The sequence below is a fragment of the Pseudomonas sp. PSE14 genome (genome assembly GCF_029203285.1).
In the GTDB taxonomy this organism is placed as follows: Bacteria; Pseudomonadota; Gammaproteobacteria; order Pseudomonadales; family Pseudomonadaceae; genus Pseudomonas.
In genome coordinates, this window is the sequence record NZ_CP115669.1 from 5,109,584 (window position 1) to 5,122,823 (window position 13,240).

Annotated in this window: 16 protein-coding genes; 11 read left to right on the forward strand and 5 right to left on the reverse strand. The window is 67.5% G+C overall.

What is annotated here, in order from left to right; translation table 11 throughout:
• Positions 1 to 72 precede the first annotated feature (72 nt).
• Entirely contained in the window at positions 73 to 969 is an 897-nt protein-coding gene (locus tag O6P39_RS23450; protein WP_275608780.1) for an acyl-CoA dehydrogenase family protein, read from the reverse strand.
• A 144-nt stretch (positions 970 to 1,113) separates the two neighbouring features.
• Positions 1,114 to 2,001, reverse strand: coding sequence for a drug/metabolite exporter YedA (gene yedA, locus O6P39_RS23455; protein ID WP_275612018.1), 888 nt, complete (start codon positions 1,999 to 2,001; stop codon positions 1,114 to 1,116).
• A gap of 167 nt (positions 2,002 to 2,168) precedes the next feature.
• On the opposite strand from yedA, the gene O6P39_RS23460 reads away from it, so the two are divergent.
• Entirely contained in the window at positions 2,169 to 2,615 is a 447-nt protein-coding gene (locus tag O6P39_RS23460) for an Lrp/AsnC family transcriptional regulator (RefSeq protein WP_275608781.1), read from the forward strand.
• Between the two features lie 271 nt (positions 2,616 to 2,886).
• On the opposite strand, the gene O6P39_RS23465 is transcribed toward O6P39_RS23460, so the two are convergent.
• Positions 2,887 to 4,164 (reverse strand): acetyl-CoA C-acetyltransferase, encoded by a 1,278-nt coding sequence (locus O6P39_RS23465; protein ID WP_275608782.1) that lies wholly within the window; start codon positions 4,162 to 4,164, stop codon positions 2,887 to 2,889.
• Positions 4,165 to 4,358: 194 nt separating this feature from the next.
• Here O6P39_RS23465 and O6P39_RS23470 point away from each other — a divergent pair, with 194 nt between their 5' ends.
• Complete coding sequence (locus O6P39_RS23470; RefSeq protein ID WP_275608783.1) at positions 4,359 to 5,714, forward strand: 3-oxoacyl-ACP reductase; 1,356 nt, start codon at positions 4,359 to 4,361, stop codon at positions 5,712 to 5,714.
• 169 nt (positions 5,715 to 5,883) lie between these two features.
• Here O6P39_RS23470 and O6P39_RS23475 read toward each other — a convergent pair whose 3' ends face one another.
• Both O6P39_RS23475 and O6P39_RS23480 read right to left on the reverse strand, forming a co-directional pair.
• Positions 5,884 to 6,288 (reverse strand): EF-hand domain-containing protein, encoded by a 405-nt coding sequence (locus O6P39_RS23475; protein ID WP_275608784.1) that lies wholly within the window; start codon positions 6,286 to 6,288, stop codon positions 5,884 to 5,886.
• A 64-nt stretch (positions 6,289 to 6,352) separates the two neighbouring features.
• Entirely contained in the window at positions 6,353 to 7,360 is a 1,008-nt protein-coding gene (locus O6P39_RS23480; RefSeq protein ID WP_275608785.1) for an AraC family transcriptional regulator, read from the reverse strand.
• A 350-nt stretch (positions 7,361 to 7,710) separates the two neighbouring features.
• On the opposite strand from O6P39_RS23480, the gene O6P39_RS23485 reads away from it, so the two are divergent.
• From O6P39_RS23485 to O6P39_RS23525, 9 genes are all read left to right on the forward strand, one after another.
• Complete coding sequence (locus O6P39_RS23485; RefSeq protein WP_275608786.1) at positions 7,711 to 8,568, forward strand: MaoC/PaaZ C-terminal domain-containing protein; 858 nt, start codon at positions 7,711 to 7,713, stop codon at positions 8,566 to 8,568.
• 62 nt (positions 8,569 to 8,630) lie between these two features.
• Positions 8,631 to 8,948 (forward strand): nucleotide pyrophosphohydrolase, encoded by a 318-nt coding sequence (locus O6P39_RS23490; RefSeq protein ID WP_275608787.1) that lies wholly within the window; start codon positions 8,631 to 8,633, stop codon positions 8,946 to 8,948.
• Entirely contained in the window at positions 8,945 to 9,715 is a 771-nt protein-coding gene (locus tag O6P39_RS23495; RefSeq protein WP_275608788.1) for a methyltransferase domain-containing protein, read from the forward strand. Before O6P39_RS23490 ends, O6P39_RS23495 begins: the two co-directional genes overlap by 4 nt.
• Before the next feature lie 54 nt (positions 9,716 to 9,769).
• Positions 9,770 to 10,351 carry a DUF4136 domain-containing protein gene (locus O6P39_RS23500; protein WP_275608789.1) on the forward strand — a complete coding sequence of 194 codons (582 nt, stop codon included), beginning with the start codon at positions 9,770 to 9,772 and terminating at the stop codon, positions 10,349 to 10,351.
• A 119-nt stretch (positions 10,352 to 10,470) separates the two neighbouring features.
• Positions 10,471 to 11,043, forward strand: coding sequence for a DUF4136 domain-containing protein (locus O6P39_RS23505; protein ID WP_275608790.1), 573 nt, complete (start codon positions 10,471 to 10,473; stop codon positions 11,041 to 11,043).
• Between the two features lie 13 nt (positions 11,044 to 11,056).
• A complete protein-coding gene (locus O6P39_RS23510) occupies positions 11,057 to 11,551 on the forward strand; it encodes a GNAT family N-acetyltransferase (RefSeq protein WP_275608791.1) in 495 nt (164 codons plus the stop codon).
• Positions 11,538 to 11,912: a DsrE family protein gene (locus tag O6P39_RS23515; protein WP_275608792.1), complete on the forward strand. Its 375-nt coding sequence runs from the start codon at positions 11,538 to 11,540 to the stop codon at positions 11,910 to 11,912. Before O6P39_RS23510 ends, O6P39_RS23515 begins: the two co-directional genes overlap by 14 nt.
• A gap of 139 nt (positions 11,913 to 12,051) precedes the next feature.
• A complete protein-coding gene (locus O6P39_RS23520) occupies positions 12,052 to 12,513 on the forward strand; it encodes a glycine cleavage system protein H (RefSeq protein ID WP_275608793.1) in 462 nt (153 codons plus the stop codon).
• Positions 12,510 to 13,205, forward strand: coding sequence for a M15 family metallopeptidase (locus tag O6P39_RS23525; protein ID WP_275608794.1), 696 nt, complete (start codon positions 12,510 to 12,512; stop codon positions 13,203 to 13,205). Before O6P39_RS23520 ends, O6P39_RS23525 begins: the two co-directional genes overlap by 4 nt.
• Positions 13,206 to 13,240: the final 35 nt, after the last annotated feature.

Genomic DNA, 13,240 nt, shown 5'->3' on the forward strand with positions numbered 1-13,240 from the left:
CTCTCAATAAATAATATTTGGTTCTTAACTTATGAGCGCTCGCAAGGGCTTCCGTCGCCGATACAAGGCGCCTCACGTCGCGCCAGCGAGCACTCGCGCACGCACGCCCTCCTGGCGCAATCCCTCCTCGACCGCCTGCTTCGCCACGGCGGAGGTTTCCGCCACCAGGGTCGCCAGCGCGGCGCTGCGGGTGAAGGTCAAGCCGCTGCCCGCCGCCAGCGCCGCCTCGAAGGCCACGGCGGACTGCTCGGACAGGCGCAGGCCCAGCCCCAGCAAACGCCGCAGCCCGTCCGCCGCCGCTCGCGTCGGCAGTGCATCGCACGCCTGCATGGCCAGGCCCAGCGCGATGTTCGCCTGCAGTAGCGCCGACAGGCTGCCGCGCAGCTGCGCGCGGGGCGTCCAGGGCAGGCCCGGCGGCAGCAGGATGTCCTCAGGATGCAGGCGCACTTCATGGCAGCGCAGCAGTCCGCCGCCGTTGGGTTCGAAGCGGTCCAGGCCGTCGCGGTCGGCCGGCAGCGCGGCGATCAGCAAGCCCTCGCTGGGTGCGTGCCAGGCCGAGATCAGCAGCCAGTCGGCCGCCTCGCTGCCAAAGCAGTCGTGACGCCCGCCTTGCAACAGGAAGCCGCCGCGCCGATGCTCCCGCGCCAGCAGGCGACGTTCGTGATGGTCCACCGCCTCGCCCCACAGCCAGTCACGCGTGACGCTCAGGGGTAAGAGACGTTCACGCTGCTCGCGGCTGCCCAGCAACAGCACGCTGGCCAGTTGCAGGTGATGCACGGCGAACAGCCGGGCCAGGGTGCCGTCGCGCTCGGAGAGGTCACGCAGGGTCTGCAGCACCTCATCCCAAGGAGCACCGCGTCCGCCGTAGTCGCGCGGCACCGACAGGTCGAGCAGGCCGGAGTCGCGCAGCGCGCGGCTCCAGCGGGCAGAGGGAAGATCGGGAAGGGAAGCGGTCGCCGCCAGGTTCATGCACACCTCATCGAGTGAGTTGGTCAGTGGCCTGGGCGTATGGCGCGCGGGTGTACTGAAGAAAGGAAAACGGCCTCCCTGCGGAGGCCGTTCCATACCCTAGCGAAGTCGCAGGGCGGGGCGAAATAACCTTTCGGGCTTAGCTCATGCCGCGTCCTGGCGTCGCCACTGCGGCAGGCCGATCAGCACCACCGCGCTGATGATCACCGCCATCGCCAGGGACTCGGCCAGGCCGATGTGTTCGCCCGCGAAGACCACGCCGAGCATCACCGCCACCGCCGGGTTGACGTAGGCGTAGCTGGTCGCCGCCGCCGGCCGCACATTGGCCAACAGGTACATGTAGGCGCTGAAGGCGATGATCGAACCGAACACCACCAGGTAAGCCAGCGCGCCCCAGCCCGCGGCAGTCGGCATCTGTTCCATGCGCTCACCGCTGAGGAAGCTGCCCAGCAGCAGCACGCCGCCGCCCACCAGCATCTCCACCGCGCTGGCCATGGCGCCGGCCGGCAGCGACAGGCGCCGGCTCCACACCGAGCCGAAGGCCCAGGCGGCCGCCGCGAAGAGGATCAGCGCCGCGCCCGCCGGGCTGCCCTGCAGGTTGGAGCCGAGGTTGAGCAGCACGATGCCGAACAGGCCCAGGGCGATGCCGGCCCACTCCAGCGCAGTGGTGCGGTTGCCGAAGAAGCGCCCGAACACCAGGGTGAACAGCGGCACAGTGGCCACCGCCAGCGCCGCCACGCCCGAGGCCACGCCCCAGTGCTCGGCGACCGTCACCCCGCCGTTGCCGCAGCTGAGCAGCAGGATGCCGATGGCGCCCGCCGACAGCCATTGCCTGAAGGTCGGCAGCGGCGCGCCGCGCCAGAGCATCCAGGCGAACAGGAGGGTCCCGGCGATGATGAAGCGGCAGCCGGCCATCAGCATCGGCGGCCAGGATTCGACGCCGATACGGATCACCAGGTAGGTCGAGCCCCAGATGAAGTACAGGGCGAAGAACGCGGCGATCAGGGTCAGGGAGACGCGGGCTCTGGGCATGGGCATCGTGGTCATGGGAAGCGCTCGACAAGGCAGGCGGAGCGCTTCATTTTATGCAGGTCACAAGCCCCATATAAGGCACAGACAACGCCAATACGGGCATAACACTTTTCATTCGATGGATTTTCACAAGGCTTTCCGTCGAATCAACGAAAGAGGCTGAACCGATGGACAGATACGATCGCGCCCTGCTCGCCGCCCTGCTGGAAGACGGCCGCATGTCCTTCGCGGAGCTCGCCCGGCGCATCAACCTATCCCCTCCCGCGGTGGCCGATCGCGTCGCCCGCCTGGAAGCCGACGGGGTGATCACCGGCTACCACGCCAGCGTAGACCTGTCGAAGATGGGCCGCTCGATCCAGTGCCTGATCGAGATGCGTCTGAACGACCATCGCAGCAAGACCATGCTCGACCCGTTGCTGGAAATCCCGCAGATCATCGATTGCTACCGCATCACCGGCGAGGCCTGCGTGATGCTCAAGGTGGCGGTGAGCTGTACCCGGGAGCTGGAAGAACTGATCGACCGCCTGGCCCAGTTCGGCACCAGCAAGACCTCGCTGGTGCTGTCCACACCCTTCTCCGGGCGCGTGCATCCGGCGATGTTGCAGGACGGTTGAGGGAGTTTTCTAGAAGGGAATTGCAGGGGGAGCGCCGCTCCTACGAAAGCGACCCAGGAAGGCACCGCCCGCCGGCTTTTTGTAGGAGCGAGCTTGCTCGCGAACTGTCCCAGCCTCGGTGCCGACCGGTGTTCGCGAGCAAGCTCGCTCCTACAGGTAACGCCCACCAAACACGCGGATAAAAAAAGGCGGCGCCGCTTGCGCGGCACCGCCTGAAGTCACGGAGTTGCTACATCGTGGGAGCGGCAAACACCGGTCCCGTTGTATTGGATTACCGTTCGATGATCGCGGTCACACCTTGGCCACCTGCGGCGCAAATCGAGATCAGCCCGCGCCCCTTGCCAGCGGCGTCCAGCAGCTTGGCCAGGTTGGCGACGATGCGCCCACCGGTGGCGGCGAACGGGTGGCCGGCAGCGAGCGAGCTGCCCTTCACGTTGAGCTTGCTGCGGTCGATGGAGCCCAGCGGTGCATCGAGACCCAGGCGCTCCTTGCAGTAGTCCGCGTCTTCCCAGGCCTTGAGGGTGCAGAGCACCTGGGCGGCGAAGGCTTCGTGGATCTCGTAGAAGTCGAAGTCCTGCAGGGTCAGGCCATTGCGCGCCAGCAGCCGGGGTACCGCATAGACCGGCGCCATCAGCAGCCCTTCATGGCCACCAACGAAGTCCACCGCCGCCGCCTCGCCATCCTTGAAGTACGCCAGGATCGGCAGGCCACGTGCCTTCGCCCATTCCTCGCTGGCCAGCAGCACCACGGAAGCACCGTCGGTGAGCGGTGTGGAGTTGGCCGCCGTCAGGGTGCCGCGCGAACCGCGCTCGAACACCGGCTTGAGGGTGCCGATCTTCTCCAGGTTGATGTCCGGACGCAGGTTCTGGTCGCGCACCAGGCCGCGGAACGGCGTCATCAGGTCATTCTGCCAGCCCTCGTCATAGGCGGCGGCCAGCTTGATGTGACTCTCGTAGGCGAGCTTGTCCTGCTCGTCGCGGGGGATGGCCCAGGTCTGCGCCATCTGCTCGCAGTGCTCGCCCATGGACAGCCCGGTGCGCGGCTCGCCGTTCTTCGGGATGTGCGGCATCAGGTGGCGCGGGCGAATCTTCAGCAGGCTCTTGATCTTCTCGCCGTTGGACTTGCCGCGATTGGCCTCCAGCAGGATCTTGCGCAGCCCCTCGTTGACGCCGATGGGTGCGTCGGAGGTGGTGTCCACGCCGCCGGCGATGCCGCACTCGATCTGCCCGAGGGCGATCTTGTTGGCCACCAGGATGGCGGCCTCAAGGCCCGTGCCACAGGCCTGCTGGATGTCGTAGGCCGGGGTTTCCGGCGCCAGGCGCGTGCCCAGTACGCACTCGCGGGTCAGGTTGAAGTCGCGGGAATGCTTGAGCACGGCGCCTGCGACCACTTCGCCCAGGCGTTCGCCGTGCAGCTTGTAGCGCTCGATCAGGCCGTCCAGCGCGGAGGTCAGCATCTCCTGGTTGCTCGCCGTGGAATACACGGTGTTGGAGCGGGCGAAGGGAATACGGTTGCCGCCGACGATGGCGACCCGGCGCAATTGGGTCATGCAGGGCTCCTAAGGGTGAGCGTTGAAGTGCGGCCAAGGCCAGGCTCGGCAACTTTGCGTACAGAGCCTAACCTTAGCCGTTCGTGTCGCATTGGCCGCCCCGCCGTTGCGCAGGGCAGCGCGGTCAATTGCGCCGAACACGCCGCTGCGTAGAGTGGTCGGCACTTTCGAGAATCCGCGCAGGAGCCCGTTCCATGACCGATCGCTACATCGCCTTCGCCAACTCCAACGTCGGCCGCCGCCTGGTCGGAGCCCTCGGCCTGCCCGCGCCGGTCCGCCTGGAGCGCTGGAGCGCCGGGCGCACGCGGCCAGTGGACGGGGCGCTGCTGCTCGGTGGCGAGGGCACCCTGAACGACGCGGTGCTGGCGTTTTCCGAGCGCCTGACCGATTCGATCTTCGCCTTCGCCGAAGGCCAGTACGGCCTGCCGCGCTGGACCGCCGAGCACGGTCCGAAGCTCAAGGCCATCGTCTTCGACGCCAGCGGCCTGACCCGCTTCGAGCAGACCCTCGAGCTGCGCACCTTCTTCCAGGGTGCACTCAAGGGCCTGGACAAGTGCCCGCATGTGGTGATCCTGGGCCGCGCGCCGGAATCGATCAAAGACCCCATCGCCGCCAGCGTGCAGCGCAGCCTGGAAGGCTTCAGCCGCTCCCTGGGCAAGGAGATCCGCCGGGGCGGCAACGTGCAGCTGGTGTATGTCGGCAAGGGCGCCGAGGACCAGCTCGAAGGCGCCCTGCGCTTCTTCCTCTCGCCCAAGAGCGCCTACGTCTCCGGGCAGGTGGTGCGCCTGTCCGCCTACGACAAGCAGGTGCAGGACTGGAGCCGTCCGCTGGTGGGCAAGCGCGCGCTGGTGACCGGCGCCGCCCGTGGCATCGGCGCGGCGATTGCCGAGACCCTCGCCCGCGACGGCGCCGAGGTAGTGCTGCTGGACGTACCGCCCGCCAAGGACGCCCTCGACGCCCTCGCCGCGCGCCTGGGCGGCCGTGGCGTGGCACTGGACATCTGCGCCGCCGACGCTGGCGCGCAACTGGTGGAAGCGCTGCCCGATGGCGTGGACATCGTGGTGCACAACGCCGGCATCACCCGCGACAAGACCGTCGCCAAGATGAGCGAGGCGTTCTGGAACTCGGTGATCGACGTGAACCTGAAAGCCCCGCAGGTGCTGACTCAGGCGCTGCTGGACGCCAACAAGCTGCACGACGACGGCCGCGTGGTGCTGCTCGCCTCCATCAGCGGCATCGCCGGCAACATGGGGCAGACCAACTACGCGGTGAGCAAGGCCGGCCTGATCGGCCTGGCGCAGGCCTGGGCGCCGGTGCTGGGGAAGAAGGGCATCAGCATCAACGCGGTGGCGCCGGGTTTCATCGAGACCCAGATGACCGCCGCCATCCCGCTGACCATCCGCGAGGCCGGCCGGCGCATGAACTCCATGGGCCAGGGCGGCCTGCCGCAGGACGTCGCCGAAGCCGTGGCCTGGTTCGCCCAGCCGGGTTCCGGCGCGGTGAGCGGCCAGGTACTGCGGGTGTGTGGTCAGAGTCTGCTGGGGGCGTGATCCCGTAGGGCGTACAACCGTTCGCGGTTGTACGCCGATACACCTCGACCGATCGGATGGCGCCAAGGTCGATCCCGGAGCGCTCTGGGACCATCGCTGGATGGCATATAACGTCGAGCGTTATACGCCCTACGTCCCGGCCAGGCGCGCAGCTATCACGGCACCGAACTCACCGTCCCCGCGCCGCAATCAACTGCTGGAACTCCTCCGCACTCAGCCGATGATCGCCATCGCGGTCGCCGCGCAGGATCAGCGCCGGCTCCTGGGCCATGAACTCGGCCGGGCTGATCTTCTCGTCACCATCGCTGTCCGGCCAGACCACGGCGGCAGGCGAAGGGTGGTTGCTCTGGCTCGGTGGGGTGAGTTCCTGGCGGCTTAGGAAGCCGTCGGCGTCACGGTCCAGCCGACGGAACATGCGTTCGCGCATCGCCGCCATGTCGCTGGCCTCGATGTAGCCATTGGCATCGCGGTCCAGGCGGGAAAAGGCCGTGTCGCCCGTTTCGCCGGCCAACGCCTGCTGGCTACCCAACAGCACGGCGCCGCACAGCAGGGCGTTGCGGATTCGGCTTTGCATCAAGAACTCCTCAGGTGGAAAAAGCGCGCAAAGCCTACTCAGCAGCCCACTCGAAGATGTTCGATCACTCCGCCGGCGTCTGCGGCCGGCCACGGCGGCGGAACTCCACCGGGGTCTCGCCGACCCAGCGCTTGAAGGCGCGATAGAAGGTGCTCGGCTCAGAGAAACCGGTACGCTCGACGATCACCTCGATGCGTTCATCGGTCTTGAGCAGCAGGTCCTTGGCCAGCCGGCAGCGGTAGTCGGTGACCAGGTCATTGAAACGCACCCCGGCCATGGCCAGGCGCTCGCGCAGGCGGCGAGCCGGCATGTCCAGGCGCGCGGCGACCTGCTCGAGGGTCGCGCCACCGTCCACCAGCAGCACGCCGATCAGCTCGCGCACCTTGCGCACCAGGTCCAGGCGCTCGACCTCCGCCAGTTGCCTGCGCGCCAGCGACTCGTGCATGCGCAGCAGCTCCGGAGCGGCATGGCGCGAGGGCTTGTCCAGCACGGCGGCGTCGAACACCAGCGCGTAGCGCTCGGCACCCAGCACCGCCGGGCAGCCGTAGACCGTCTGGTAGCGCTCGGCGGGGGCGCCCGCTTCGTGCATCAGCTGAACTTCGTAGGGCTTGAAGTCGCCTTCGGTGAGGGCGTGGAACAGGCGGACCACCGCGCCAGCGAGCATTTCCGGGAAATGCCGGTTGGTCCCGGCCGCATGCCCCAGCAACAGCAGGGCGCGCTCGCCTTCGATTTCCAGGCGGGCGTTGAGGGTGTCGGAGAGCAGGCGCACGTAGCGCAGGGCGTGGCGCAGGCCTTCGCCGAAGGTCGAGCTGGAGAGGAACAGGTATTCCAGCAGCAGGCCGTGGAACGCCGGCAGGTGGCCGGCCAGATAGAGGCCGACGTGTTCCTGACCGCACTCTTCGGCGGCGGCCTTCCAGAACAGGTTCTGTGCGCTGTGGGGGAAACGTCCGGCGGGCAGGCTGCCGGCGGGCAGGCCGACGCGCGCCAGTACACGGTCGGGGTCGGTGCCGCTGGCGCGCAGGGCGTCGATCACCGGGCGCATCAGCGCCACATCGTCGGTCAGATCACGCATGGTGTTTTTTCTAGTTATCCATGGGGCGGGCCCATCTTAGGCAGCTTTCCTCTCCCCCCTCAAGAGAATCAGGAAGGCCATTGAACGAAATCTCCGAGCAATCGGACGGTCAGATTGACTTGCCTGCCGCGCACCGCGTTACCACGGCCAATGCCCGATGCAGAGCACTGGCTAAGCTGATAAGGGGCTGCTGACGTTTCGGCACGACCGCGAAGGCGCCGCATTTTGCGCAGGGCTAGGCAAGGGAACGCCATTACCGTCGCCCCGCGTCTAGCCTGGCGTGATTTGACGCAGCAACGCGGCTCGCGCCGAAACGCCAGCAGCCCCTTTTGCCCCTCAGGAGATACCCGATGTCCCGCGATTGGCTCGACCTGTCCGCTCCCCCCGCTCTCACCGGCCTGTTCATCCGCGCCGCCCTGCGCCGTGGCGTGCGTGGCCGCAGCCTGCCGACCCGCGGCCTGCGCTGCCCGGTCACGGTCGATCCGAAGCACCTGGAGCGCTATCGCAAGGTCTGCGGCTTCCCCGACAACCACCTGCTGCCGCCCACCTACCCGCACATCCTGGCCTTCGGCCTGCAGATGGGGCTGCTCACCGATGCACGATTCCCCTTCCCGCTGCTGGGCCTGGTGCACCTGGAGAACCGTATCAGCGTATTGCGGCCCCTGGGCGGGCTCGGGCCGTTCAACGTCAGCGTGCGGGTGGACAACCTGCAACCCCACGAGAAAGGCGTGACCTTCAGCATCATCACCCAGCTCCACGACCAGCTCGGCCTGCTCTGGGAAGGCGACAGCCGCATCCTGTTCCGCGGCATGCGCCTGGACGGCACGCCGCCGGCTCGCGAGGAAACCGCCGAGCTGCCGCTGGAGCAGATCGACGCCTGGAGTTGCCCGGCGGACATCGGCCGGCGCTACGCCCGCGTCGCCGGCGACTACAACCCGATCCACCTGTCCGCCGCCAGCGCCAGGCTGTTCGGCTTCCCCCGCGCCATCGCCCACGGCCTGTGGAACAAGGCACGCAGCCTGGCGGCACTGGGCGAGCAGCTGCCGATGGCCGGCTATCGGGTCGAGGTACGCTTCCAGAAGCCGGTGCTGCTGCCCGCCTCCGTCAACCTGCTGGCCAGCGAACCGGCGCCATCCGGGCAGTTCAGCCTGCGCGGCAAGGACGAGCTACCACACATGGCCGGCAGCTGGAGCCCGCTGGACGTTTGATGCGCGAGGCTTGAAGCTATGGGGCTCACGTTGAGCCCCATCTGCATGAACCTCGAAGCTATATGAATCTCGAAGCCATCACCACGCGCCTGCACGCCATCCGCGATCACAACGACTGGAGTCGCTTCCACAGCCCGAAGAACCTGGCCATGGCCGCCAGCGTGGAAATGGCGGAACTGGTGGAAATCTTCCAGTGGCTGCGCGAGGACGAGTCCCGCCAGTTGCCCCCGGAAAAACTGGCCCACGCCGGCCAGGAAGTCGGCGACATCGTGCTCTACCTCCTGCTGCTGTGCGCGGAGCTGGGCATCGACATGGAGCAGGCGGTGCTCGCCAAGCTGGCCGACAGCGAACGGCGCTTCATCGAGGGGGGCGCCAAGTGAGCGACTCCCCAAAGACCGGCGACCGTCATTTCGACGAACTGGCCACGCGCTTCGCCGAGAAGATCTACGGCGGCGCCAAGGGCGCGATCCGCCTCGCCGTGCTGCAGGCCGACCTTGCCGAAGCGTTGCCGGACCGGCCGCTGCGCGTGCTGGATATCGGCGCGGGCCTGGGCCACATGTCGCTGTGGCTGGCCGGGCGCGGCCATGACGTCACCCTCGCCGAACCCGCCGCACCGATGCTCGAAGGCGCGCGCCAGCGCTTCGCCGAAGCCGGCCTCCCCGCGACCTTCATCGAAGCCCCCTGGCAGGACCTGCTCGGCCAGCTCAACGAGCCCTACGACCTGGTGATCTGCCACGCCGTGCTGGAGTGGCTGGCCGAGCCGCTGGCCATCCTCCCCGTGCTGCACCAGTTGACCCGCAACGACGGCTGGCTGTCCCTGGCCTTCTACAACCGCGATGCGCTGATCTACCGCAACTTGCTCAAGGGCCATTTCCGCAAGCTGCGCAAGAACCGTTTTTCCGGCGAGGGCCAGAGCCTCACCCCGCAGGAGCCGCTCGACCCGCGCACGCTGGAAGCGGCCATGGACGGGCACTGGCGTGTCGAGGCACGCAGCGGCGTGCGGGTGTTCCACGACTACATGCCGGTGGAGTTCCAGCACAAGGCCGAGCCCCTGGACCTGGTTGAGATGGAACTGCAATACCGTCGACATCCCGCCTTCGCCGGCCTGGGCCGCTACCTGCACTGGCTGTGCCGGCCGCAGGATTAGGTGCATAGTCTGCGAGTGCGCACGCCGACCGGTCCGGGCGTGCGGGAGTCCGTCATGCCGCGTTACCTGCTGATCCTGCCGCTGTTTGCCGCCCTGGCCGCCTGCCAGAGCCCGAATCCCTACTCCGCCACCTCACTGCCGATGCCGCCCGCGCCGGCCTCGGCCGCCCACCCGGGGCTCGACCCCGGCAGCTACCCGGCCGCGCCGATGGACTACGGGCATTACCGCTCCTGGAGCTGGGCCGACGGCACCGGCTTCAGTGGCCCGCTGCAGGATGCCGTCAGCGAAGCCCTCGACCAGCGCGGCCTGCGCCCGGCAAGGAACAATGCGTCAGCGGACCTGGTGGTCAGCGCCCAGCTCTCCAGCGAGCAACGCACCCGGCAAACCACCGACTACTACGGTGGCGGCTACTACGGCGGCTGGGGTGATCCGTGGTACGGCGGCGGTTACTACCCGGTCGTCCGCACCTACGTGGTCACCATCAGCGTGGTGCATATCACCCTGCTCGATGCCCACAGCCACCAACCGGTATGGAGCGGCAGCGCCGAATATGAGAACGGCAGCAGCCAGAGCGACCAGGCCCGCGCGCTACGCGAAGCCGCGCGCAAGGCCATGGACGGCTACCCACCGGGCTGAGCCGGCAGTGGCCAGGGAGGTTGCCGGCCGGACGACTCCGGCGCCCCCGCAACCGCTCTGCCGCTTGCCTTTGCGCGGACTCTGCGCTTGGATGGAAGCTCTATCAGGAGTAATCCACCATGATCCGCCGTTTGCTGTGCCGTTCACTGTTTCTAGGCCTGGTGCTGGGCCTCGCAGCGTGCGAAACCACCAGCGTCAGCCGCGACTACGACACCACCCGCGACTTCTCCCGCTACCTGACCTGGAGCTGGGCGCAACCCTCGTTCGAGTACCGCCCGGACGATCCGCGTATCAAGAGCGACCTCACCGAACAGCGCATCAGTCAGGCCGTCGCCGACGAGTTCGATCAGCGCGGTCTGCGCCAGGCCCAGAACGGCAACATCGGCGACGTGAAAGTGCGCGCCTACCTGATCGTCGACCAGCGCCAGGACCAGATCACCTCCTACAGCGGTGGCTACTGGAACGGCTACTGGGGTGGCTACTGGGGCCCGCCGCCGATGGCCGAGACCCGCACCGTCACCTACAAGGTCGCCACCATCCAGGTCGATCTGTTCGACGGCAAGGACGGCAAACTGGTCTGGCGCGGCAGTGGCGAGCAGGTCATGCGCAGCAGTCCGCCCACGCCTGCCGAACGCGAAGCGGCGATCCGCGAGACTGTGCAGAAAGTCATCGCCCAGTACCCACCGCATTGAGCCGGGAGCGAGCGTGGAACATCCAGTCCTCACCCACCGCCCCGCTGCCGCTGGCGACCTCGACGAGGTGGTGCGCTTTCCCCAGGATCGCGACGAACTCTTCTACTGCTACCCCAAGGCAAGCTGGCCGCTGACCGTCGGCCAACTCGCCGCCGCCATGGCCGAGCGCCGCGGCAGCACCCTCGCCCTGCTGGACGGCCGCGTGGCGGGGTTCGCCAACTTCTACCAGTGGCAACCGCGCGAGTACTGCGCGCTGGGCAACATGATGGTCGCTCCCTGGGCGCGCCAGCACGGCGTGGCCCAGTACCTGATCGAGGTCATGGAGAAACTCGCCCGCGACCAGTACAAGGCGCGGGTGATGAAAGTGTCCTGCTTCAACGCCAACGCCGCCGGGCTGTTGCTCTACACTCGGCTGGGTTATAGGCCGCAGGCCATCGTCGAGCGCACCGACCCGCAGGGCCGGCGCATCGCCCTGGTACAACTGGAGAAAGCCCTTGACCCCATCTGACCGGCAGCGGGTGCTGATCATCGTCAGCAGCGGCCCGAGCACCCCGGCGCGCTGCGCGGCGCCCTTCTACACCGCCACCCTGCTGGCGTGCATGGACGCCCAGGTGACACTGTTCCTCAGCGGCGAAGGCACCCGCCTGGCCTTCCAGGACGTCGCCGACCACCTCTACGCCGCCGAGGGTGGCGAGCCCATCAGCCACTTCATCCAGCAGGCCAAGGAGGCCGGCGCACGCCTGTTGATGTGCCGCGCGCCGGGCGTACCGATCGACGAAAGCCGGCTGATCGAGGAAGTCGACGAGATCGCCAGCGGCGGCGAACTGGCGCGGATGATCCTCGAATACGACCGGGTGCTGACCCTTTAAGCCTCTTCGGAGGCGTCGAGCGAAGTTGAGGCAAGGAAGACGCCGCTGAGAAAGCGGAGTTTACAATCCACGTAAATGAGCATTTCGAAGTGGCGGCTGACGCCGCATCGACAAAGCGCAGACCCTACGAGAGGCTTAAATGAAGCTGCACGGTCTGGAGTTTCCTAACGACCGCCTGTACGCCCCCGAGTACAACCTCTGGCTGCGCGAGGAGCCCGGCGGCGCCATTACCCTGGGCCTGACCGCTTACGGCTGCGCCCTCTACGGACAGATCTTCGCCTTCACCCCCAAGCGCGACGGCTGGCACATCGAGAGCGACCGCAGCTTCGGCGTGGTCGAATTCGCCAAGGCCGCCTCCTCCGCCCGCAGCCCGCTGGCGGGCCACATCCTCGCCAGCAATGATGCCGTGGTACGCCGGCCGGGCCTGATCAACCAGGACTGCTACGGTGAGGGCTGGATGGTGCGCCTGAAGCCGGACGACTGGGCCGCCGTCCGCGACCGCTTCCTGCAAGGCCAGGCCGCGCTGGATGCCTTCGCCCGGCGCATGTACCTGGACAACTACGACCCCGAAGATGACGGGGTACAGGCCCTGCGTCCGTGAACCGGGGAGGTGCGGCACAACGCTGGCGCCTCCTGCTCCCGCTGCTGCTGATCGTCTGCCTGCCACTGCGTGCCGATCAACCGGCGCAACCCGGCTTCGTCTACCTCGACCAGGTACTGAAATCCGCCCGCTACGACGTACGCTACGCCGCCTCCGACAACTTCGTCGGCGAGCCCATCGACGGCTACCAGACAGCGCGGATCATCGTCACCCGCGAAGCCGCCACCGCGCTGGCCGCCGTGGAACAGGACCTCGCCCTGAGCGGCCTGGCCCTGAAAATCTTCGATGGTTATCGTCCCCAGCGTGCCGTGGAAGCCTTCAAGCGCTGGGCCGCTGATCCGCAGGATACCCGGCAGAAGGCCCGCTACTACCCGGACCAGGACAAGCGCGCGCTGTTCCGCGACGGCTATATCGCCCAGCACTCCGGGCACTCGCGCGGCAGCACCGTCGACCTGACGCTGGTGGAGGTAAAGACGGGGGAGGAGTTGGACATGGGCAGCCGCTTCGACTTCTTCGGCCCCATTTCCCACCATGGCACGCCGCTGATCAGCGTGCAGCAGACCCGCAACCGCGAGACGCTGCGCCAGGCCATGCTACGCCACGGGTTCGAACCCTACGCCGCGGAATGGTGGCATTACCGGCTGAAAGCCGAGCCCTATCCCGCGACCTATTTCGATTTTCCGGTGCGCTAAGAAAGGGAGAGGGATAGCGGCCGTCCTTGGCCGCG